We start from the raw sequence: 22454 nt of genomic DNA, 5'->3' as shown, positions 1-22454 counted from the left end.
CCCTCTATTTACTTGCGACGACGGACGATCATTTTGTCGGTACGCTTATTACCACGAGTCTTCGCGCCCTTAGTCGGGAAGCCCCATGGCGATACCGGATGACGACCACCAGAGGTACGACCTTCACCACCACCATGTGGGTGGTCAACCGGGTTCATGGCAACACCACGAACGGTTGGGCGAACGCCACGCCAGCGTTTGGCACCAGCTTTACCCAGCGAACGCAGGCTGTGCTCGGAGTTCGAGACTTCGCCCAGGGTCGCACGGCATTCAGCCAGGACTTTACGCATTTCACCGGAACGCAGACGCAGGGTAACGTACACGCCTTCACGAGCGATCAGCTGAGCCGAAGCACCAGCGGAACGAGCGATCTGAGCGCCTTTACCTGGCTTCAATTCGATGCCGTGTACGGTAGAACCGACTGGAATGTTGCGCAGTTGCAGGGCGTTGCCTGGCTTGATTGGAGCCAGAGCGCCTGCGATCAGCTGGTCGCCAGCACTCACGCCTTTAGGGGCGATGATGTAGCGGCGCTCGCCGTCTGCGTAGCAGAGCAGTGCGATGTGAGCAGTACGGTTTGGATCGTATTCGATACGCTCGACAGTGGCGACGATGCCATCTTTGTCGTTGCGACGGAAATCGACCATACGGTAATGCTGCTTATGACCACCACCGATGTGACGAGTGGTAATACGGCCATTGTTGTTACGACCACCAGTCTTCGATTTCTTCTCGAGCAGCGGTGCGTGAGGAGCGCCTTTATGCAGCTCCTGGTTGACCACCTTGACCACAAAACGGCGGCCAGGGGAAGTCGGTTTGCATTTAACGATTGCCATGATGCACCCCTTCCTTACTCAGCACTGCTGCTGAAATCGAGATCTTGGCCTGGCTGAAGGGAGATAACTGCCTTCTTCCAGTCATTACGCTTGCCCAGACCGCGAGCAGTGCGCTTGCTCTTACCCAGAACATTCAGGGTAGTAACACGCTCTACTTTCACGCTGAACAGGCTTTCGACGGCCTTCTTGATTTCCAGCTTGGTTGCGTCGGTAGCAACCTTGAAAACGAACTGGCCTTTCTTGTCTGCCAGAACCGTAGCCTTCTCGGAAACGTGCGGGCCAAGCAGAACTTTAAATACGCGTTCCTGGTTCATCCCAGCAGCTCCTCGAATTTCTTCACGGCCGACACGGTGATCAACACCTTGTCGTATGCGATCAGACTAACTGGATCGGAACCTTGCACGTCACGTACATCTACGTGTGGCAGGTTACGAGCAGCCAGGTACAGGTTCTGATCAACAGCGTCGGACACGATCAGAACGTCGGTCAGGCTCATGTTGTTCAGTTTGCCCAGCAGGTCTTTGGTTTTCGGCGTTTCAACGGCGAAATCCTGAACCACGACCAGACGATCAGTACGCACCAGCTCAGCAAGGATGGAACGCATTGCTGCGCGATACATCTTCTTGTTCAGCTTCTGGGAGTGATCCTGAGGACGAGCTGCGAAAGTGGTACCGCCGCCACGCCAGATTGGGCTACGGATAGTACCGGCACGAGCACGGCCAGTACCTTTCTGACGCCATGGGCGCTTACCGCCACCACGAACGTCGGAACGGGTCTTTTGCTGCTTGGAACCCTGACGACCGCCAGCCATGTAGGCTACGACTGCTTGGTGAACCAGCGTCTCGTTGAATTCGCCGCCAAATGTCAGTTCGGAAACTTCGATCGCTTGAGCGTCATTTACATTTAATTGCATGTCAGCTTCCCCTTAACCGCGAGCCTTGGCTGCTGGACGTACAACCAAGTTGCCGCCAGTAGCGCCAGGAACAGCGCCCTTGACCAACAACAGATTGCGTTCAGCGTCCACGCGCACTACTTCGAGGGACTGCACGGTCACGCGCTCAGCGCCCATATGACCGGACATTTTTTTGCCCTTGAATACACGACCAGGAGTCTGGCACTGGCCGATAGAGCCTGGAACGCGGTGGGATACGGAGTTACCGTGGGTGTTATCTTGCCCGCGGAAATTCCAACGCTTGATCGTACCCTGGAAGCCTTTACCCTTGGACTGACCGGTTACATCAACCAGTTGACCAGCGGCGAAGATTTCAGCGTTGATCAGATCGCCGGCCTGGTACTCGCCTTCTTCAAGGCGGAATTCCATTACGGTACGACCAGCGGCAACGTTCGCTTTAGCGAAGTGGCCAGCCTGAGCTGCTGTTACACGCGAAGCACGACGCTCGCCGACAGTGACTTGCACTGCACGATAGCCATCGGTCTCTTCAGTTTTGAACTGGGTGACGCGATTCGGTTCGATCTCAATGACCGTGACCGGAATGGAGACACCTTCTTCGGTGAAAATACGGGTCATACCGCATTTACGACCGACTACACCAATAGTCATGTTGTAAACCTCATGAGTGTACGGGGCTTTCACCCGCTATGGCCGCCCATTTCAGAGCGTTACACGACTAAGACCGAGTCTTAGCCGAGGCTGATCTGCACTTCCACACCGGCCGCAAGATCAAGCTTCATAAGAGCATCAACGGTTTTATCCGTTGGCTGGACGATGTCCAGAACGCGCTTATGAGTACGGATCTCGTACTGGTCACGCGCGTCTTTGTTGACGTGCGGGGAGACCAGAACGGTGAACCGCTCTTTACGGGTAGGCAGTGGAATTGGACCACGCACTTGAGCACCAGTACGTTTCGCGGTTTCCACGATTTCCTGGGTTGATTGGTCGATCAGGCGATGGTCGAAAGCCTTCAACCTGATACGGATTTGCTGATTTTGCATTGGATTTCAGACTCCGGCTGCTATTCCCACCGGGCGCAATACGCCCGTTAAAAGGAGGCGCAATTCTATAGACGCCCCAGATGGGTGTCAACCCAATAAAAAAGCCCCCGCTGAGCGGGGGCTTTTCAAAGCATCGAAGCTATCTCAAAAGAGATGCTTACTCGATGATTTTGGCTACGACGCCAGCGCCGACGGTACGACCGCCTTCACGGATAGCGAAACGCAGGCCGTCTTCCATTGCGATGGTCTTGATCAGGGTAACTTCCATCTGGATGTTATCACCTGGCATTACCATTTCAACGCCTTCTGGCAGCTGGCAGTTACCAGTCACGTCAGTAGTACGGAAGTAGAACTGTGGACGGTAGCCTTTGAAGAACGGAGTGTGACGACCGCCTTCTTCCTTGCTCAGAACGTAAACTTCTGCGGTGAACTTGGTGTGCGGCTTAACCGAACCCGGCTTAACCAGAACCTGGCCACGCTCAACGTCGTCACGCTTGGTACCACGCAGCAGAACGCCGCAGTTCTCGCCAGCACGACCTTCGTCGAGCAGCTTGCGGAACATTTCAACACCGGTGCAGGTGGTGGTGGTGGTGTCACGCAGACCAACGATTTCCAGTGCATCTTGAACGCGAACGATACCGCGCTCGATACGACCAGTCACAACAGTACCACGACCCGAGATCGAGAATACGTCTTCGATTGGCATCAGGAATGGCTTGTCGATAGCACGCTCTGGTTCTGGGATGTAGCTGTCCAGAGTTTCAACCAGTTTACGAACGGCAGTGGTGCCCATTTCGTTGTCGTCTTTGCCTTCCAGCGCCATACGAGCCGAACCGATGATGATTGGAGTGTCATCGCCCGGGAAGTCGTAGGTGGACAGCAGGTCGCGAACTTCCATCTCGACCAGTTCCAGCAGCTCAGCGTCGTCTACCAGGTCAGCCTTGTTCAGGAAAACCACGATGTACGGAACGCCTACCTGACGGGACAGCAGGATGTGCTCACGGGTTTGTGGCATCGGACCATCAGCGGCCGAGCAAACCAGGATCGCGCCGTCCATCTGGGCAGCACCGGTGATCATGTTCTTCACGTAGTCAGCGTGACCTGGGCAGTCAACGTGAGCGTAGTGACGGATCTTCGAGTTGTACTCGACGTGCGCGGTGTTGATGGTGATACCACGAGCTTTTTCTTCTGGAGCGCTGTCGATTTTATCGAAATCAACGATTGCGGAACCGAAAACTTCGGAGCAAACGCGAGTCAGAGCTGCGGTCAGAGTGGTTTTACCGTGGTCAACGTGACCGATGGTGCCAACGTTGACGTGCGGTAGGGAACGATCAAATTTTTCTTTAGCCACGACAATTAACTCCTTGCCTAAAGGACTGAATCAGCCTTGTTTTTTGGTTACAGTTTCGACGATGTGCGACGGAGCTGTATTGTATTTTTTGAATTCCATAGAGTAGCTTGCGCGACCCTGGGACATCGAACGAACGTCGGTCGCATAACCGAACATCTCGCCCAACGGAACTTCAGCACGGATCACCTTACCGGAGACCGTGTCTTCCATACCCAGAATCATGCCGCGACGACGGTTAAGGTCGCCCATCACGTCACCCATATAGTCTTCAGGCGTAACAACCTCTACCGCCATGATCGGCTCGAGCAACTCACCACCGCCCTTCTGGGCCAGTTGCTTGGTCGCCATGGAAGCAGCCACCTTAAACGCCATCTCGTTCGAGTCGACGTCGTGGTAAGAACCATCAAACACGGTAGCCTTCAGGCCGATCAGCGGATAGCCGGCAACTACGCCGTTCTTCATCTGCTCTTCGATACCCTTCTGGATAGCCGGGATGTATTCCTTAGGAACCACACCACCCACTACTTCGTTCACGAATTGCAGACCTTCCTGACCTTCGTCAGCAGGAGCAAAACGGATCCAGCAATGGCCGAACTGGCCACGACCGCCGGACTGACGAACGAACTTGCCTTCGATTTCGCAATTCTTCGTGATGCGCTCACGATACGAAACCTGAGGCTTACCGATGTTGGCTTCGACGTTGAACTCACGGCGCATCCGGTCAACCAGGATGTCCAGGTGCAACTCGCCCATGCCAGAGATGATCGTTTGACCAGTCTCTTCATCAGTCTTAACGCGGAAAGACGGGTCTTCCTGAGCAAGTTTGCCCAGAGCGATGCCCATTTTTTCCTGGTCATCCTTGGTCTTAGGTTCTACGGCAACCGAAATAACCGGCTCCGGGAAGTCCATGCGAACGAGGATGATTGGCTTGTCAGCGTTGCACAAGGTTTCACCAGTGGTGACGTCCTTCATGCCGATCAGGGCCGCGATGTCACCAGCGCGCACTTCCTTGATCTCTTCACGGGCGTTTGCGTGCATTTGCACCATACGACCCACGCGCTCTTTCTTGCCTTTGACCGAGTTGATCACGCCGTCGCCGGAGGCCAACACGCCCGAGTAAACACGGACGAAAGTCAAGGTACCCACGAATGGGTCGGTAGCGATCTTGAACGCCAGAGCCGAGAACGGCTCGTTGTCGTCTGCATGACGCTCCATTTGCTTTTCCTCGTCATCCGGGTCAGTACCCTTGATGGCAGGAATGTCGGTTGGAGCCGGCAGGTAGTCGATAACGGCGTCGAGAACCAGGGGAACACCCTTGTTCTTGAAGGAAGAACCGCAAACAGCCAGAACGATCTCACCAGCGATAGTACGCTGACGCAGAGCACCCTTGATTTCCTCGATGGTGAGCTCTTCACCTTCAAGGTACTTGTTCATCAGCTCTTCGCTGGCTTCGGCCGCAGCCTCAACCATGTTGTTGCGCCACTCTTCAGCCAGCTCCTGCAGCTCAGCAGGGATGGCTTCACGACGAGGAGTCATACCCTTGTCGGCGTCGTTCCAGTAAACGGCTTCCATGGTCATCAGATCGATCTGACCCTGGAAGTTGTCTTCGGAACCGATAGCCAGCTGGATAGGCACCGGAGTGTGACCCAGACGCTGCTTGATCTGAGCGATCACGCGCAGGAAGTTCGCACCGGCACGGTCCATCTTGTTCACGTAAACGATACGTGGAACACCGTACTTGTTGGCTTGACGCCATACGGTTTCGGACTGAGGCTCAACGCCGGAAGTACCGCAGAACACAACGACCGCGCCGTCGAGTACACGCAGGGAACGCTCAACTTCAATAGTGAAGTCTACGTGGCCCGGGGTATCGATGACGTTGAAACGGTACTGGTCTTTGTGCTGCTTGGCGGAACCCTGCCAGAAGGCGGTAATGGCAGCGGAAGTAATGGTAATACCACGCTCCTGCTCCTGCACCATCCAGTCTGTGGTCGCGGCGCCGTCATGCACCTCGCCCATTTTGTGACTTTTGCCAGTGTAAAAAAGGACGCGCTCAGTGGTGGTGGTTTTACCAGCATCCACGTGTGCAACGATACCAATGTTACGGTAGCGATTAATCGGTGTTGTACGAGCCATAAAGCCCTCGCAAAATTAGTGACGCTAAAATTAGAAGCGGTAGTGCGAGAAAGCCTTGTTGGCTTCAGCCATACGGTGAACGTCTTCACGCTTCTTAACTGCAGCACCTTTACCTTCGGCAGCGTCCAACAGTTCGCCAGCCAAACGCAGAGCCATAGACTTCTCGCCGCGCTTGCGGGCGTAGTCTACCAACCAGCGCATTGCCAGAGCGTTACGACGGGAAGGACGAACCTCGACCGGAACCTGGTAAGTAGCACCACCAACGCGGCGCGACTTCACTTCGACCAGCGGAGCGATGGCGTCGAGTGCTTTTTCGAAGAGTTCCAGGGGATCGGTGCCGGCCTTACGAGCCTTCACGGTATCCAGGGCACCATAAACGATACGCTCGGCAACGGCTTTCTTGCCGCTTTCCATTACGTGGTTCATGAATTTGGCGAGGATTTGGCTTCCGTATTTCGGATCGTCCAGAATCTCACGCTTGGCTGCTACGCGACGTCTTGGCATTGATAAGCCCTCAAACGGTCTTCAGGTTAGCCCGGGACAGCTCCTGTGGATGCGTGCCCGACCTTACTCTTATCGACTCAATAAAATGAAAAACTGCAAAACGGCCGATTACTTCGGACGCTTGGTACCGTACTTCGAACGACCCTGGTTACGACCTTTAACACCGGAAGTATCCAACGAACCGCGAACGGTGTGGTAACGAACACCTGGCAAGTCTTTTACACGACCGCCGCGGATCAGTACCACGCTGTGCTCTTGCAGGTTGTGGCCTTCACCGCCGATGTACGAGGAAACCTCGAAACCGTTGGTCAGGCGCACACGGCATACTTTACGCAGTGCCGAGTTAGGTTTTTTCGGCGTGGTGGTGTACACACGGGTGCACACGCCACGGCGTTGCGGGCAGTTCTGCAGCGCAGGCACGTCGGATTTCTCGACGATACGCTTACGCGGCTGACGTACCAGCTGGTTGATAGTTGCCATCTACTAGCTCCACTGTTGTCTTGCGACGCTATTGTCTTGCAAGAAAAGCAAAATGGCAGGAACGAGTTCCCGCCAAATTTAGGGGTACAAGAGTCTAAAGAGGATCTTGCCCCCAGTCAAGGCAAGGCCCCGCTCTCCCCACTCATCCAATCTCGACAAATTGTCTCGATTCGATGAACGGAGTGACCAGGGCCTCACACTCATTTACCGCAGAACTCAGTTACCGCTCGAGTTCAGCGCTTCGGTCAGTGCAGCTTCCACTTCACTGGCGCTTACGCGCAACGGCTTGTCTGCATCACGGCGGCGCTTACGCTCGCTGTGATAAGCCAGACCGGTACCAGCCGGGATCAGACGACCCACGACCACGTTCTCTTTCAGGCCGCGCAGGTAATCGCGCTTGCCGGTTACCGCCGCTTCGGTCAGTACGCGAGTGGTTTCCTGGAAGGAAGCCGCCGAGATGAACGATTCGGTGGACAACGACGCCTTGGTGATACCCAGCAGAACGCGAGTGAACTTGGAGACAAACTTGTCTTCACCGCTCAAGCGCTCGTTCTCTACCAGTACGTGAGTCAATTCCATCTGGTCGCCCTTGATGAAACTGGAATCGCCGGATTCAGCGATTTCAACTTTACGCAGCATCTGACGCAGGATGGTCTCGATGTGCTTGTCGTTGATCTTCACGCCTTGCAGACGGTAAACGTCCTGGATCTCGTTGACGATGTACTTGGCCAGCGCACTCACACCCAGCAGACGCAGGATGTCGTGTGGATCGCTCGGACCGTCGGAGATAACTTCGCCGCGGTTTACCTGTTCGCCTTCAAACACGTTCAGGTGACGCCACTTCGGAATCAGCTCTTCGTACGGATCGGTACCGTCGTTCGGGGTGATAACCAGACGGCGCTTGCCCTTGGTCTCTTTACCGAACGCGATGGTGCCGCTGACTTCAGCCAGAATCGACGCTTCTTTCGGACGACGGGCTTCGAACAAGTCGGCAACACGCGGCAGACCACCGGTGATGTCTCGAGTTTTCGAAGTCTCTTGCGGGATACGAGCGATAACATCACCGATCGCGATCTTCGCACCATCCGCCACACCGACCAGGGCGTTGGCTGGCAGGAAATACTGAGCGATAACGTCAGTGCCTGGCAGCAACAGATCCTTGCCGTTGTCGTCGACCATCTTCACGGCAGGACGGATATCCTTACCGGCAGCTGGACGATCTTTGGCGTCGAGTACTTCAATATTGGTCATACCGGTCAATTCGTCAGTCTGACGCTTGATCGTGATGCCTTCTTCCATGCCCACGTAGGTCACGGTACCTTTCATTTCGGTAACGATCGGGTGAGTGTGCGGATCCCACTTGGCCACAATGGCGCCAGCTTCGACCTTGTCACCCTCTTTAACCGAAATCACGGCACCGTAAGGCAGCTTGTAACGCTCACGCTCACGACCGAAGTCATCAGCGATGGCCAGCTCACCGGAACGGGACACGGCAACCAGGTGACCATCCACTCGCTCAACGTGCTTCAGGTTATGCAGACGGACGGTACCGCCATTCTTCACCTGAACGCTATCGGCTGCGGAGGTCCGGCTTGCCGCACCACCGATGTGGAACGTACGCATCGTCAGCTGGGTACCCGGCTCACCGATGGACTGGGCAGCGATAACGCCGACCGCTTCACCGATGTTCACCTGGTGACCACGAGCCAGATCGCGGCCGTAGCACTTGGCGCAGATACCGAAACGGGTTTCGCAGCTGATCGGCGAACGCACGATCACTTCGTCGATGCTGTTCAGCTCGATGAACTCGACCCACTTCTCGTCGACCAGGGTGCCGGCAGGAACGATGACGTCCTCGGTACCTGGCTTGAATACGTCACGGGCGATAACTCGACCCAATACGCGCTCACCCAACGGCTCTACAACGTCACCGCCTTCAATGTGCGGAGTCATCAGCAGACCGTGCTCGGTGCCGCAATCGATCTCGGTTACAACCAGATCTTGTGCAACGTCTACCAGACGACGAGTCAGGTAACCGGAGTTAGCCGTTTTCAACGCGGTATCCGCAAGACCCTTACGAGCACCGTGAGTGGAGATGAAGTACTGGAGTACGCTCAAACCTTCACGGAAGTTCGCAGTAATCGGCGTTTCAATGATGGAACCGTCCGGCTTGGCCATCAGGCCACGCATACCGGCCAGCTGACGAATCTGTGCTGCGGAACCCCGCGCACCCGAGTCGGCCATCATGTACATCGAGTTGAAGGATTCCTGGTCGACTTCGACGCCATGGCGGTCGATGACTTTCTCTTTCGAGAGGTTGGCCATCATCGCCTTGGAAACTTCGTCGTTCGCCTTGGACCAAAGGTCGATCACTTTGTTGTACTTCTCGCCCTGGGTTACCAGGCCGGAGGCGTACTGGCTTTCGATCTCTTTCACTTCATCAGTAGCAGCATTGATGATGCGGGCTTTTTCATCCGGGATAACGAAGTCGTTAACACCGATGGAAACGCCGGAAATGGTCGAATAAGCAAAACCGGTGTACATCAACTGGTCAGCGAAGATCACAGTCTCTTTCAAACCAACCACGCGATAGCACTGGTTGATCAGCTTGGAGATCGCCTTTTTCTTCATCGGCAGGTTGACGACGTCGTACGACAGACCTTTTGGCACAACCTGGAACAACAGAGCGCGGCCGACAGTGGTGTCGACGATACGGGTGTTGCTCACGCTGCCGCCATCACGGTCGTTGACGGTTTCGTTGATCCGGACTTTAACCTTGGCGTGCAGTGCGGCTTCGCCGGCACGGAACACACGGTCAACTTCCTGCAGATCCGCGAACACACGACCTTCGCCCTTGGCGTTGATCGCTTCACGCGTCATGTAGTACAGACCCAATACAACGTCCTGCGACGGAACGATGATTGGCTCACCGTTGGCTGGCGACAGAATGTTGTTGGTCGACATCATCAACGCACGCGCTTCGAGCTGGGCTTCCAGCGTCAGCGGTACGTGCACGGCCATTTGGTCGCCGTCGAAGTCGGCGTTGTACGCGGCGCAGACCAGAGGGTGCAGCTGGATAGCCTTACCTTCGATCAGTACCGGTTCAAACGCCTGGATACCCAGACGGTGAAGGGTCGGTGCACGGTTGAGAAGAACCGGGTGTTCGCGAATCACTTCAGCGAGAACGTCCCAGACCTCTGGCAGCTCGCGCTCGACCATCTTCTTGGCAGCCTTGATGGTGGTCGCGAGACCACGCATTTCCAGCTTGCCGAAAATGAACGGCTTGAACAGCTCGAGAGCCATTTTCTTCGGCAGACCGCACTGATGCAGACGCAGGGTCGGACCTACGGTAATTACCGAACGACCGGAGTAGTCAACACGCTTACCGAGCAAGTTCTGACGGAAACGACCCTGCTTACCCTTGATCATGTCAGCCAGGGATTTCAGAGGACGCTTGTTGGAACCGGTGATAGCGCGGCCACGACGGCCGTTGTCGAGCAGTGCGTCGACAGCTTCCTGCAACATACGCTTTTCGTTGCGCACGATGATGTCCGGAGCGGACAGATCGAGCAGACGCTTCAAGCGGTTGTTACGGTTGATCACTCGACGATACAGATCGTTGAGGTCGGAAGTCGCGAAGCGACCGCCATCGAGCGGGACCAGTGGACGCAGATCTGGCGGCAGAACCGGCAGAACGGTCAGCACCATCCACTCTGGCAGGTTGCCGGAACCCTGGAAGGCTTCCATCAACTTCAGACGCTTGGACAGCTTCTTGATCTTGGTTTCGGAGTTGGTTTGCGGAATCTCTTCGCGCAGACGGCCAATCTCGTGCTCCAGGTCGATAGCGTGCAGCAGTTCGCGGACAGCTTCGGCACCCATGCGGGCATCGAAATCGTCGCCGAACTCTTCCAGCGCTTCGAAGTACTGCTCATCGTTCAGCAGCTGACCTTTTTCAAGGGTGGTCATGCCTGGATCGATAACGACATAGCTCTCGAAGTAGAGAACGCGTTCGATATCACGCAGGGTCATGTCCATCAGCAAGCCGATACGGGACGGCAGCGATTTCAGGAACCAGATGTGGGCAACTGGCGAGGCCAGTTCGATGTGCGCCATGCGCTCACGACGAACTTTTGCCAGCGCGACTTCAACGCCGCACTTCTCGCAGATCACACCACGGTGCTTCAAGCGCTTGTACTTACCGCACAGGCACTCGTAATCCTTTACCGGGCCAAAGATCTTGGCGCAGAACAGGCCGTCACGCTCAGGTTTGAACGTACGGTAGTTGATGGTTTCCGGCTTTTTAACTTCACCGAACGACCACGAACGGATCATCTCAGGCGATGCCAATCCGATACGGATGGCGTCGAACTCTTCGACTTGACCCTGGTTTTTCAGCAAATTCAGTAGGTCTTTCAAGGCCTTTCCTCCTGGCGGAGCAGAGAGCGGGCAATCCTGCCCCGCTCTCGATTCGCGTCACGTGTTATTCGGTTTCCAGATCGATATCGATGCCGAGGGAACGAATTTCCTTGATCAACACGTTGAAGGACTCGGGCATGCCCGGCTCCATACGGTGATCGCCATCCACGATGTTCTTGTACATCTTGGTACGGCCGTTCACATCGTCCGACTTCACTGTGAGCATTTCTTGCAGAGTGTAAGCGGCACCGTATGCTTCCAGTGCCCAGACCTCCATCTCCCCGAAACGCTGACCACCGAACTGCGCCTTACCACCCAGCGGCTGCTGGGTAACCAGGCTGTACGAACCGGTAGAACGAGCGTGCATCTTGTCGTCTACCAAGTGGTTCAGCTTCAGCATGTACATGTAGCCAACGGTAACCGGGCGCTCGAACTTGTTGCCGGTACGGCCGTCGGTCAGCTGCATCTGGCCACTTTCTGGCAGGTCCGCCAGTTTCAGCATGGCCTTGATTTCGCTTTCCTTGGCGCCGTCGAACACTGGAGTGGCCATTGGAACGCCGCCACGCAGGTTTTGAGCCAGGTCCAGGATTTCCTGGTCCGAGAAGTCATCGAGGCTTTCCTGACGACCGCCGATCTCGTTATAGATCTCGTGCAGGAATTTACGCAGCTCGGCGACTTTGCGTTGCTCTTCAATCATGCGGTTGATCTTCTCGCCCAGACCTTTGGCCGCGAGGCCCAGGTGGGTTTCAAGGATCTGACCGACGTTCATACGCGAAGGTACGCCCAACGGGTTGAGGACGACGTCGACCGGGGTGCCATTGGCATCGTGCGGCATGTCTTCAACCGGCATGATCACGGAGACCACACCCTTGTTACCGTGACGACCGGCCATCTTGTCGCCCGGCTGGATGCGACGACGGATTGCCAGGTAAACCTTGACGATTTTCAGCACGCCTGGAGCCAGGTCATCGCCCTGCTGCAGTTTGCGCTTCTTGTCTTCGAACTTGTCGTCCAGCAGACGGCGACGATCAACGATGTAGGCCTGAGCCTTCTCGAGCTGCTCGTTCAGAGCATCTTCAGCCATGCGCAGTTTGAACCACTGGCCATGCTCAAGACCGTCGAGAATTTCGTCGGTGATGTCCTGACCTTTCTTCAGACCGGCGCCGCCTTCGGCTTTGTGGCCGACCAGAGCGGAACGCAGACGTTCGAAAGTAGCACCTTCAACGATACGGAACTCTTCGTTCAGATCCTTGCGGATCTCGTCCAGCTGGGACTTCTCGATCGACAGTGCACGAGCATCACGCTCAACGCCGTCGCGGGTGAAGACCTGTACGTCGATGACAGTACCTTTGGTACCGGTAGGTACACGCAGGGAAGTGTCTTTAACGTCGCTGGCTTTTTCACCAAAGATCGCACGCAGCAGTTTTTCTTCCGGAGTCAGCTGGGTCTCGCCTTTCGGAGTGACCTTACCGACCAGGATGTCGCCCGCGCCAACTTCAGCACCTACGTAAACGATACCGGCTTCGTCCAGCTTGTTCAGAGCCGCTTCACCCACGTTCGGGATGTCGGCAGTGATTTCCTCTGGGCCAAGCTTGGTGTCACGGGCCACACAGGTCAGTTCCTGGATGTGGATCGTGGTGAAGCGATCTTCCTGAACAACACGCTCGGACAGGCAGATGGAGTCTTCGAAGTTGAAGCCGTTCCATGCCATGAACGCGATGCGCATGTTCTGACCCAGTGCCAGTTCACCCATGTCGGTGGACGGGCCGTCGGCCATGATGTCGCTACGCTGAACCCGATCACCCTTACGCACCAGCGGACGCTGGTTGATGCAGGTGTTCTGGTTGGAGCGGGTGTACTTGGTCAGGTTGTAGATGTCGACACCGGCTTCACCGGTTTCAACTTCGTCATCGGCAACACGAACCACGATACGGCTGGCGTCGACGGAGTCGATCACGCCGCCACGACGAGCCACGACGCAAACGCCGGAGTCACGGGCTACGTTACGCTCCATACCGGTACCGACCAGCGGCTTGTCAGCGCGCAGGGTTGGTACAGCTTGACGCTGCATGTTCGAACCCATCAACGCACGGTTGGCGTCGTCGTGCTCTAGGAACGGAATCAGCGACGCAGCAACCGAAACTACCTGCTTCGGCGATACGTCCATCAAGGTGACGTCTTCCGGCGCCTTGACGGTGAATTCGTTCAAGTGACGAACAGCTACCAGCTCGTCGATCAGGACTTTCTTGTCGTTCATCGTGGCCGAGGCCTGAGCGATCACGTGATCGGCTTCTTCGATGGCGGACAGGAATACGATCTCGTCGGTGACCAGAGCGTCTTTCACCACACGGTACGGGCTCTCGAGGAAACCGTACTGGTTGGTGCGCGCATAAGCGGCCAGGGAGTTGATCAGACCGATGTTCGGACCTTCCGGCGTTTCAATCGGGCATACACGACCGTAGTGAGTCGGGTGTACGTCACGAACTTCAAAGCCGGCACGTTCACGAGTCAAACCGCCAGGGCCGAGTGCGGAAACACGACGCTTGTGGGTGATCTCGGACAGCGGGTTGTTCTGGTCCATGAACTGGGACAGCTGGCTGGAACCGAAGAACTCTTTCACCGCCGCAGCCACTGGCTTGGCGTTGATCAGGTCTTGCGGCATCAGGCCTTCGCTTTCAGCCATCGACAGACGCTCTTTGACCGCACGCTCAACACGTACCAGGCCAACGCGGAACTGGTTCTCGGCCATTTCGCCTACGCAGCGAACACGACGGTTACCCAGGTGGTCGATGTCATCGACGATGCCTTTACCGTTACGGATGTCGACCAGGGTCTTCAGTACCGCGACGATGTCTTCCTTGCACAGCACGCCCGAACCTTCGATCTCGGTACGACCGATACGACGGTTGAACTTCATCCGGCCGACCGCAGACAGGTCATAGCGCTCAGGGCTGAAGAACAGGTTGTTGAACAGGGTCTCGGCAGCGTCTTTGGTTGGCGGCTCGCCAGGACGCATCATGCGATAGATCTCGACCAGCGCTTCCAATTGGTTGCTGGTGGAGTCGATCTTCAGGGTGTCGGAGACGAACGGACCGCAGTCGATATCGTTGGTGTACAGAGTTTCGATGCGAACAACCTGAGCCTTGGCGATTTTGGCCAGGATCTCGGTGTTCAGCTCGGTGTTGCACTCTGCCAGGATTTCGCCGGTTGCCGGGTGCACGATGACCTTGGCGGTTGTACGACCCAGGACGTAGTCCAGAGGCACATCCAGCTCTTTGATCCCGGCTTTTTCCAGCTGGTTGATGTGGCGAGCGGTGATACGACGACCCTGCTCGACAATAACCTTGCCTTTGTCATCCTGAATATCGAGGACCGCGATTTCACCGCGCAGGCGCTGAGGCACCAGCTCCAGGCTCAGGGTCTCACCCTTCACGTGGAATACGTTGGTGGTATAGAACGCGTCCAGCACTTCTTCAGTGGTATAGCCCAGCGCGCGCAGCAGTACCGAGGCAGGCAGCTTGCGACGACGGTCGATACGCACGAATACGCAGTCTTTCGGGTCGAACTCGAAGTCCAGCCACGAACCGCGGTAAGGAATGATGCGCGCGGAGTACAGCAGTTTACCGGAGCTGTGCGTCTTGCCACGGTCGTGGTCGAAGAACACGCCCGGGGAACGGTGCAGCTGGGAAACGATTACACGCTCGGTACCGTTGATTACGAAGGTACCGTTTTCAGTCATCAGGGGGATTTCACCCATGTAGACTTCTTGCTCTTTGATGTCCTTGATCGCTTTGTTCGACGACTCTTTGTCGAAAATGATCAGGCGCACTTTTACCCGCAAAGGTACGGCGTAAGTAACACCGCGCAATACGCATTCTTTGACATCAAATGCCGGTTCGCCCAGACGATATCCGACGTACTCCAGCGCAGCATTGCCGGAGTAGCTGATGATCGGGAAAACGGATTTGAAGGCCGCATGCAGGCCCACGTCGCGGAACTGATCTTTAGTCGCTCCCGCTTGCAAGAATTCACGATACGAATCCAGCTGGATGGCCAGGAGGTACGGCACATCCATGACGTCCGGCAACTTGCTAAAGTCCTTGCGGATACGTTTTTTCTCAGTATATGAGTAAGCCATCAGCGTTCCCCAGCTTGGTCACCTGCTTGTTTGGCCCCTCCCGACGGGAGCAGCCAGAAAATCGTGCAAACCCCATGGTTTGCGCCACCGCATCGGGTGGTTACAGCACGTTATCGGCACCGACCCAGTCGGCTGCCAATAACGGAAAAAGGCCGGTGGCAAGAGCCACCAGCCATCAGCCTGTCGCTTAACGCTCGGGCTGGAGGAGCAAAGTCGATGCTTACTTCAGCTCGACTTTAGCGCCTGCTTCTTCCAGAACTGCTTTGGCTTTGTCAGCTGCTTCTTTGGCAACAGCTTCCAGAACCATGGCAGGAGCGCCGTCAACTACAGCCTTGGCTTCTTTCAGGCCCAGACCGGTCAGTTCACGTACTGCCTTGATCACGTTAACTTTCTTCTCGCCAGCTTCGGTCAGCATGACGTTGAATTCAGTTTGCTCTTCAACAACGGCGGCAGCAGCGGCAGGACCTGCCGATGCAGCAGCAGCGGTAACGCCGAATTTTTCTTCGAAAGCTTTGATCAGCTCAACAACTTCCATTACGGACATGTTGCCAACTGCTTCAAGGATATCGTTCTGAGAGATAGACATGAATCTAATTCCTGATATTGGGGACGGCCTACGCGACCATCGAAAAAAACAAAAAACGCGAGAAGTTGACGAGCCTTAGGCTGCAGCAGCTTCTTTCTGGTCGCGAATTGCCGCCAGAGTACGAGCCAATTTGCTGGTAGCGCCTTGAATCACGCTCATCAGCTGAGAAATTGCTTCGTCACGGGTCGGCAGAGTTGCCAGTACGTCGATTTGGTTAGCTGCGAGGAACTTGCCCTCGAACGCAGCTGCCTTGATCTCGAACTTGTCCTGACCCTTTGCGAATTCCTTGAAGATCCGGGCGGCAGCGCCTGGATGTTCTTTGGAGAACGCAATCAGGGTAGGGCCAGTGAACACGTCGTTGAGGACACTGAATTCAGTGTCAGCAACAGCGCGCTTGAGCAGGGTGTTACGTACAACACGTACGTAAACGCCAGCTTCACGAGCCTCTTTACGGAGTCCGGTCATCGCGCCTACTGTTACGCCACGGGCATCAGCCACGACAGCGGACAGAGCGACTTTGGCAGCCTCGTTGACTTCAGCGACGATGGCCTTCTTGTCTTCGAGTTTAATTGCCACGGGTTTAACTCCTGCTTGTTACCGTTTCATCTGGTCGAAACCGGATGTCGTTTTGGTGTCTGATTCGGTAAGGAACCGGGAGCACCATCTGCGTAGGCTTGTGGTTTAAGACTTGCGTCGCCTACGGTCTTGGATAGCCCCCGCCAGGCAGGGACCCCAATTTTTCAATTGGCGCAATCGCTTGCGCCAATCTGTGTCTTACGCGTCGAGCGAGCTTTGGTCGATGACCAGACCTGGGCCCATGGTGGTGCTCAGGGTAACGCGCTTGACGTAAATGCCTTTCGAGGAAGCTGGCTTGATACGCTTCAGATCAGCGATCAGGGCTTCAACGTTTTCCTTCAGCTTGACGGCGTCGAAGCCGATCTTGCCAACGGAAGTGTGGATGATGCCGTTTTTGTCGGTGCGATAACGAACCTGACCAGCCTTGGCGTTTTTAACCGCGGTAGCTACGTCTGGGGTTACGGTGCCGACTTTAGGGTTAGGCATCAGGCCACGTGGACCGAGGATCTGACCCAACTGACCTACAACGCGCATTGCATCCGGGGATGCGATCACTACGTCATAGTTCAGGTCGCCGCCTTTCATTTCGGCAGCCAGGTCGTCCATGCCTACACGGTCAGCGCCGGCAGCCAGAGCGGCTTCAGCAGCTGGACCCTGGGTGAACACAGCAACGCGAACGGTCTTGCCAGTGCCGTGTGGCAGCACAGTAGCGCTACGAACGACCTGGTCGGATTTACGCGGGTCAACACCCAGGTTTACAGCTACGTCGAACGACTCGCTGAACTTGACAGTCGACAGCTCGGCCAGCAGGGCAGCGGCGTCTACAAAGTTGTAGGCCTTGCCTGCTTCGATTTTGCCGGCGATAGCCTTTTGACGCTTGGTCAGCTTAGCCATTACACACCCTCCACGTTAAGGCCCATGCTACGAGCAGAACCGGCGATAGTACGCACGGCCGCTTCCATATCAGCTGCAGTCAGATCCGCGTTTTTGGTTTTCGCGATTTCTTCCAGCTGAGCACGAGTCACGGTGCCAACCTTAACGGTGTTCGGACGAGCGGAACCGCTGGTCAGACCGGCCGCCTTCTTCAGCAGAACCGAAGCAGGGGTGGATTTGGTTTCGAAAGTGAAGCTACGGTCGCTGTAGACAGTGATGATCACTGGAGTCGGCAGACCTGGCTCAAGACCCTGAGTACGGGCGTTGAAAGCCTTGCAGAATTCCATGATGTTCACGCCGTGCTGACCCAGAGCAGGACCAACAGGTGGGCTTGGGTTAGCCTGAGCGGCTTTCACTTGCAGCTTGATGTAAGCGGTAATCTTCTTGGCCATGAGGCACTCCAATTACGGGTTCAAACGCCTCGAAAGGCTCCCCGGTTACTTGCGCGTTTATCCCAGTGACGACAAAACCCCACAGCCTACGGCTGCGGGGTTGGGATTTTTGTTCAACTAGACCTTTTCGACCTGGCTGAACTCGAGCTCCACCGGAGTAGAGCGGCCGAAAATGAGCACCGCGACCTGGATCCGGCTCTTTTCGTAGTTAACTTCTTCAACAACACCGGTAAAGTCTGCGAACGGGCCGTCATTGACACGCACCGACTCACCCGGCTCGAACAACGTCTTCGGCTTCGGCTTGTCGCTACCATCGGCAACGCGGCGCAGAATCGCTTCTGCTTCTTTATCGGTGATTGGCGCAGGTTTGTCGGCAGTACCGCCGATGAAACCCATCACCCGAGGAGTATCCTTGACCAAGTACCAAGTACCCTCGTTCATATCCATCTGCACCAGCACATAGCCAGGGAAGAATTTGCGTTCGCTTTTGCGCTTCTGGCCATTGCGCATTTCAACCACTTCTTCAGTGGGAACCAGAATCTCGCCGAAGCCATCTTCCATACCGGCCAGCTTTACGCGCTCGATCAGCGAGCGCATTACATGCTTCTCGTAACCGGAGTAAGCATGCACAACATACCAACGCTTAGCCACGGGACACCCTTAGCCGACGATCAAGGAAACAAGCCAGCCGAGCAGGGAATCAAGCCCCCACAACAGCAACGCCATAACCAGGACAACAGCCACAACGATCAACGTGGTCTGCGTGGTTTCTTGGCGAGTTGGCCAAACGACTTTACGAATTTCGGTGCGTGCTTCCTTAACCAGTACAAAGAAAGACTTGCCCTTGACCGTCTGCAGGCCTACAAAGGCAGCTACAGCAGCAATAGCGAGCAATGCGAGTACGCGGTACAGGATCGGCGAAGCAGAAAAGTACTGATTGCCAACAACGCCAACAACCACCAGAGCGACTACTACAAGCCACTTGAGGAGGTCGAAACGAGAGCCTTGAGCTTCAGCTTTAGGAGTCATCTATGAAGATCCTGTGAAAAGAAAGCCAGACACACCGAGTGAATCTGGCAGGTCAGGAGGGAATCGAACCCCCAACCTACGGTTTTGGAGACCGTCGCTCTGCCAATTGAGCTACTGACCTAAAACAAAATCAGGCCGACCATTATGCCGACCCGAAAAAGACTTTACAACACTTACCAGGCAACCTTGGCTGCAACACCGACATTCAAGACACCGGCAACCTTCAGAAACACATTCAGGCGCAACCACTACCACCTAAAACAAAGGCAGATATTTTCATATCTGCCTTGTTATATGGAGCTCTTGAGCGGATTTGAACCGCTGACCTCACCCTTACCAAGGGTGTGCTCTACCAACTGAGCTACAAGAGCGTAACACTGTGCAAAACCTGTAAACTTGGAGCGGGTAGCGGGAATCGAACCCGCATCATCAGCTTGGAAGGCTGAGGTTCTACCACTAAACTATACCCGCGAGGCTTACAGCTCTCGCTAAAAATGGTGGAGGGGGAAGGATTCGAACCTTCGAAGTCGTAGACGTCAGATTTACAGTCTGATCCCTTTGGCCGCTCGGGAACCCCTCCTAAGCGAGCCGGCATTCTACATCATGCCAGCCTTCTGTCAAGCATTTTTCTCATTAAAAACCTGAGCTTAGCTGCGTTGACCTCGCTTCACACCGCTTACCGTTTCCGGTGTTCGCTGTGGAGCGGGCGCCATTCTATGCAAACTATTCGGCGGGTGCAACCCCCTCGCACGGCATTATTTTATGTTTTAACTCATTGAATTCTTTAGAAAGGTTTAGCAGCTGCAAATCGTCCAGCCAACGCCGGCTTTCCGGTGCGATACGCACCCAATACCCTGCCCCTTCGGCCGCTGCTTTCGGCAGGGACTGATACTTGACCTCCATACCGCTCAAACGACGCTCAACCGCCTGCGCGGCCTCCTGGCGCGTATAGCCGCCCAGATAAAGGCAGCCATTGTCTGTCGAGACAGCCTTACCTTTGTCCTTGGAGACGTCGCTTGCCTCGCTCAACAAACGGATATCCTGTTGAGACCCGCGATACAGACTCAAAGGCGTGACATCCTTCGCGCGCAGAGGAGCCTCCTGTTGATGCCAGATGTAGTAGAAGCCATTGAGGACAAGCAGCAGCAGAAACAACCAACGCATAAAAACCTCAGGACAAGGGACAGGCCATGGCCAATCCGACAAACACCAAGTCCGGAACAACCCTGGCCTGAGGCACGACCTCAGCAACCAGGCTCGCATCCCCCCCAGTGAGGAACACGACAAAGTCCTCACCCCAGTAACTGCGCGCCAATTCGAGCTGGGTCAGCACGAAGCCGCGCAACATCAACAGGCAACCACGCTCTACAGCCTCGACAGTCGCGCGACCTGGAACAAGACGCTCCAGAGCCTGCTCGGCCGCCAGATCCCCATAACGAATTTTGCGCGTGTGGGTGCGCAACTGGTTGCGCATCAACGGCATCCCCGGACAGATGAAACCACCCAGGTGCTCTCCATCCGCCGCAATAAAGTCAGCAGTCACCGCCGTACCAAAGTCCAGCACCAGGCACGCACCTGAAGCCTGATGAAAGCCTCCAAGCATCGCAAGCCACCGATCCAGGCCCAGTCGCTCAAACTCTTCATACCCATTGCGCACGCCTGACACTTCGCGCGCCGGCGTTGCGCACACAACCGGTACATCAAAGGTGTCCTTGAGCAGAGAGGTCAGCGCAGCGGTTTCCTCCGCGGTCCTGACACTCACCAACCGGCAAAACGTGAGGGCAAGCCCTTTGACCCCTGCCAAGCCCTCCAGCAATGCGAGATTGGAATCAACGACCCCTTCACCCAGCACCCGCCCTGCATCAGCGGCAAGCACACGCCACTTGATGAAACTATTCCCACAATCGAGCTCAAGAATCATCACGCAACCTCAGGCTCAACTCACCACCACTGAAGACTTTCTCCACACCATCCACCTTCAGGCGCAAAGCGCCCTGGCCATCAATACCAAGCACTTCACCATCAATTTGATTGACGCCGGCAATCAACGACACGCTTCGCCCCTGCCACAGATGATTTTGCTCCCACTCCGACTGGATGGCCAAAAAACCACCCTCCTGGTGACGAGCCAGGTATCGCTGCAGCATCTCCCCCAGCACCGCGACCAATTGGTTACGATCAAACAATTTGCCCGACTCGAGCCGCAGGGATGTCCACTGCTGGTCCACCTCATCAGCGGACTGCATGTTTACATTGATTCCCACTCCCAGGACCACGTGACACACATCAGCAGGGTCACCAACCAACTCCAGCAGTATTCCCGCGATTTTTTTCTGACCTACAAGGACATCGTTAGGCCATTTCAATCCAGCGGCTGCAATACCGAGCTCACGCAACGCCTGCAAGACAGCGAGCCCAACGACGAGACTCAAGCCCTCCAGCTGACGCATCCCACCATCAATGCGTAGCACCAGGCTGTAATAGACGTTTTCTGCGAATGGACTGACCCACTTGCGACCACGCCGCCCGCGCCCGGCCGTCTGCCGCTCCGAAAGCACTACAAACGGCGCAGCTTGCCCGCGCTCTATAGCGCGCAGCGCCTCGGCATTAGTTGAGTCGATTGAATCGTAAACCTGGACGGGCCAGGCGCAAGAGTGCGCCTGAGCGCTTATCTCGACAGGATCGAGCAGCGCTAATGGCGTGGACAATTGATAGCCGCGCCCACGAACTTTATGAATAGACAGACCCAGCTCAGCTTCCAAATGCTGAAGCTGCTTCCACACAGCACTACGACTGATGCCCAGGGCAGCACCCAATGCTTGGCCCGAATGGAATCGGCCATCTTTAAGAAGCTTTAACAACGTCAGCATGCAGGTCTCGCCTCACAATGAGGCCCGCATGATAGCCACGCACCGAGCGATTGCATAGAAATCCAGTAGCTGTGGCTTTTCTGCGGACAAAAACAAAACCCCAACTGCTTTCGCAATTGGGGTTTCGGAATTTAATCTTGACGATGACCTACTCTCACATGGGGAAACCCCACACTACCATCGGCGATGCATCGTTTCACTGCTGAGTTCGGGATGGGATCAGGTGGTTCCAACGCTCTATGGTCGTCAAGAAATTC

Annotated in this window: 20 protein-coding genes, 4 tRNA genes and 1 rRNA gene; all 25 read right to left on the bottom strand. The window is 55.6% G+C overall.

Annotation, left to right across the window (positions count from 1 at the left end; translation table 11 throughout):
- Positions 1-8: 8 nt before the first annotated feature.
- Positions 9-833 carry a 50S ribosomal protein L2 gene (gene rplB, locus BSF44_RS25880; protein WP_003228734.1) on the bottom strand — a complete coding sequence of 275 codons (825 nt, stop codon included), beginning with the start codon at positions 831-833 and terminating at the stop codon, positions 9-11.
- Between the two features lie 14 nt (positions 834-847).
- Positions 848-1147 carry a 50S ribosomal protein L23 gene (gene rplW, locus BSF44_RS25875; RefSeq protein ID WP_002555488.1) on the bottom strand — a complete coding sequence of 100 codons (300 nt, stop codon included), beginning with the start codon at positions 1145-1147 and terminating at the stop codon, positions 848-850.
- Positions 1144-1746, bottom strand: a complete 603-nt coding sequence (gene rplD / locus BSF44_RS25870; RefSeq protein ID WP_003228735.1) for a 50S ribosomal protein L4 — start codon at positions 1744-1746, stop codon at positions 1144-1146. Before rplD ends, rplW begins: the two co-directional genes overlap by 4 nt.
- Positions 1747-1758: 12 nt before the next feature.
- Complete coding sequence (gene rplC / locus BSF44_RS25865) at positions 1759-2394, bottom strand: 50S ribosomal protein L3 (RefSeq protein WP_003186059.1); 636 nt, start codon at positions 2392-2394, stop codon at positions 1759-1761.
- Positions 2395-2474: 80 nt separating this feature from the next.
- Positions 2475-2786 (bottom strand): 30S ribosomal protein S10, encoded by a 312-nt coding sequence (gene rpsJ, locus BSF44_RS25860; protein WP_003186070.1) that lies wholly within the window; start codon positions 2784-2786, stop codon positions 2475-2477.
- 157 nt (positions 2787-2943) lie between these two features.
- Complete coding sequence (tuf, locus tag BSF44_RS25855; RefSeq protein ID WP_008053875.1) at positions 2944-4137, bottom strand: elongation factor Tu; 1194 nt, start codon at positions 4135-4137, stop codon at positions 2944-2946.
- Positions 4138-4167: 30 nt separating this feature from the next.
- A complete protein-coding gene (gene fusA, locus BSF44_RS25850; protein ID WP_007994652.1) occupies positions 4168-6273 on the bottom strand; it encodes an elongation factor G in 2106 nt (701 codons plus the stop codon).
- Positions 6274-6303: 30 nt separating this feature from the next.
- Positions 6304-6777, bottom strand: coding sequence for a 30S ribosomal protein S7 (gene rpsG, locus BSF44_RS25845; RefSeq protein ID WP_007994653.1), 474 nt, complete (start codon positions 6775-6777; stop codon positions 6304-6306).
- A 108-nt stretch (positions 6778-6885) separates the two neighbouring features.
- Positions 6886-7257: a 30S ribosomal protein S12 gene (rpsL, locus tag BSF44_RS25840; RefSeq protein WP_003186084.1), complete on the bottom strand. Its 372-nt coding sequence runs from the start codon at positions 7255-7257 to the stop codon at positions 6886-6888.
- Between the two features lie 216 nt (positions 7258-7473).
- A complete protein-coding gene (rpoC, locus tag BSF44_RS25835) occupies positions 7474-11673 on the bottom strand; it encodes a DNA-directed RNA polymerase subunit beta' (protein ID WP_056728978.1) in 4200 nt (1399 codons plus the stop codon).
- Positions 11674-11737: 64 nt separating this feature from the next.
- Positions 11738-15811: a DNA-directed RNA polymerase subunit beta gene (gene rpoB / locus BSF44_RS25830; RefSeq protein WP_095945915.1), complete on the bottom strand. Its 4074-nt coding sequence runs from the start codon at positions 15809-15811 to the stop codon at positions 11738-11740.
- Between the two features lie 220 nt (positions 15812-16031).
- The gene (gene rplL / locus BSF44_RS25825; RefSeq protein ID WP_095945914.1) at positions 16032-16397 is read right to left on the bottom strand and encodes a 50S ribosomal protein L7/L12; all 366 of its coding nucleotides are present in this window, start codon (positions 16395-16397) and stop codon (positions 16032-16034) included.
- Between the two features lie 75 nt (positions 16398-16472).
- A complete protein-coding gene (gene rplJ, locus BSF44_RS25820; RefSeq protein WP_007970413.1) occupies positions 16473-16973 on the bottom strand; it encodes a 50S ribosomal protein L10 in 501 nt (166 codons plus the stop codon).
- 198 nt (positions 16974-17171) lie between these two features.
- A complete protein-coding gene (gene rplA, locus BSF44_RS25815; RefSeq protein WP_003186095.1) occupies positions 17172-17867 on the bottom strand; it encodes a 50S ribosomal protein L1 in 696 nt (231 codons plus the stop codon).
- Entirely contained in the window at positions 17867-18298 is a 432-nt protein-coding gene (gene rplK / locus BSF44_RS25810) for a 50S ribosomal protein L11 (RefSeq protein WP_007933726.1), read from the bottom strand. Before rplK ends, rplA begins: the two co-directional genes overlap by 1 nt.
- A gap of 117 nt (positions 18299-18415) precedes the next feature.
- Positions 18416-18949, bottom strand: a complete 534-nt coding sequence (gene nusG, locus BSF44_RS25805) for a transcription termination/antitermination protein NusG (RefSeq protein WP_095945913.1) — start codon at positions 18947-18949, stop codon at positions 18416-18418.
- Between the two features lie 9 nt (positions 18950-18958).
- On the bottom strand, positions 18959-19327 hold the full coding sequence (gene secE, locus BSF44_RS25800) for a preprotein translocase subunit SecE (RefSeq protein WP_007984402.1): 369 nt from the start codon (positions 19325-19327) through the stop codon (positions 18959-18961).
- A 45-nt stretch (positions 19328-19372) separates the two neighbouring features.
- A tRNA-Trp gene (locus BSF44_RS25795) sits at positions 19373-19448 on the bottom strand.
- Between the two features lie 174 nt (positions 19449-19622).
- A tRNA-Thr gene (locus tag BSF44_RS25790) sits at positions 19623-19698 on the bottom strand.
- 26 nt (positions 19699-19724) lie between these two features.
- Positions 19725-19798, bottom strand: a tRNA-Gly gene (locus BSF44_RS25785).
- Positions 19799-19822: 24 nt separating this feature from the next.
- Positions 19823-19907 (bottom strand) — tRNA-Tyr (locus BSF44_RS25780).
- A gap of 143 nt (positions 19908-20050) precedes the next feature.
- Positions 20051-20491, bottom strand: coding sequence for a hypothetical protein (locus tag BSF44_RS25775; protein WP_095945912.1), 441 nt, complete (start codon positions 20489-20491; stop codon positions 20051-20053).
- Between the two features lie 7 nt (positions 20492-20498).
- The gene (locus tag BSF44_RS25770) at positions 20499-21248 is read right to left on the bottom strand and encodes a pantothenate kinase (protein WP_095945911.1); all 750 of its coding nucleotides are present in this window, start codon (positions 21246-21248) and stop codon (positions 20499-20501) included.
- The gene (birA, locus tag BSF44_RS25765; RefSeq protein ID WP_095945910.1) at positions 21238-22197 is read right to left on the bottom strand and encodes a bifunctional biotin--[acetyl-CoA-carboxylase] ligase/biotin operon repressor BirA; all 960 of its coding nucleotides are present in this window, start codon (positions 22195-22197) and stop codon (positions 21238-21240) included. Before birA ends, BSF44_RS25770 begins: the two co-directional genes overlap by 11 nt.
- Positions 22198-22332: 135 nt before the next feature.
- Positions 22333-22448, bottom strand: a 5S ribosomal RNA gene (gene rrf / locus BSF44_RS25760).
- Positions 22449-22454: the final 6 nt, after the last annotated feature.

It is taken from the genome of Pseudomonas sp. ACN8 (assembly GCF_002303925.1).
Lineage (GTDB): Bacteria > Pseudomonadota > Gammaproteobacteria > Pseudomonadales > Pseudomonadaceae > Aquipseudomonas.
This window is presented reverse-complemented; position numbering and strand designations above follow the sequence as displayed.

Coding starts and splice junctions, on each gene's coding strand:
- rplB (WP_003228734.1), bottom strand. CDS start 833: ATGGCAATCGTTAAATGCAAACCGACTTCCCCTGGCCGCCGTTTTGTG.
- rplW (WP_002555488.1), bottom strand. CDS start 1,147: ATGAACCAGGAACGCGTATTTAAAGTTCTGCTTGGCCCGCACGTTTCC.
- rplD (WP_003228735.1), bottom strand. CDS start 1,746: ATGCAATTAAATGTAAATGACGCTCAAGCGATCGAAGTTTCCGAACTG.
- rplC (WP_003186059.1), bottom strand. CDS start 2,394: ATGACTATTGGTGTAGTCGGTCGTAAATGCGGTATGACCCGTATTTTC.
- rpsJ (WP_003186070.1), bottom strand. CDS start 2,786: ATGCAAAATCAGCAAATCCGTATCAGGTTGAAGGCTTTCGACCATCGC.
- fusA (WP_007994652.1), bottom strand. CDS start 6,273: ATGGCTCGTACAACACCGATTAATCGCTACCGTAACATTGGTATCGTT.
- rpsG (WP_007994653.1), bottom strand. CDS start 6,777: ATGCCAAGACGTCGCGTAGCAGCCAAGCGTGAGATTCTGGACGATCCG.
- rpsL (WP_003186084.1), bottom strand. CDS start 7,257: ATGGCAACTATCAACCAGCTGGTACGTCAGCCGCGTAAGCGTATCGTC.
- rpoB (WP_095945915.1), bottom strand. CDS start 15,811: ATGGCTTACTCATATACTGAGAAAAAACGTATCCGCAAGGACTTTAGC.
- rplL (WP_095945914.1), bottom strand. CDS start 16,397: ATGTCTATCTCTCAGAACGATATCCTTGAAGCAGTTGGCAACATGTCC.
- rplA (WP_003186095.1), bottom strand. CDS start 17,867: ATGGCTAAGCTGACCAAGCGTCAAAAGGCTATCGCCGGCAAAATCGAA.
- rplK (WP_007933726.1), bottom strand. CDS start 18,298: ATGGCCAAGAAGATTACCGCTTACATCAAGCTGCAAGTGAAAGCCGCT.
- secE (WP_007984402.1), bottom strand. CDS start 19,327: ATGACTCCTAAAGCTGAAGCTCAAGGCTCTCGTTTCGACCTCCTCAAG.
- BSF44_RS25775 (WP_095945912.1), bottom strand. CDS start 20,491: ATGCGTTGGTTGTTTCTGCTGCTGCTTGTCCTCAATGGCTTCTACTAC.
- BSF44_RS25770 (WP_095945911.1), bottom strand. CDS start 21,248: ATGATTCTTGAGCTCGATTGTGGGAATAGTTTCATCAAGTGGCGTGTG.
- birA (WP_095945910.1), bottom strand. CDS start 22,197: ATGCTGACGTTGTTAAAGCTTCTTAAAGATGGCCGATTCCATTCGGGC.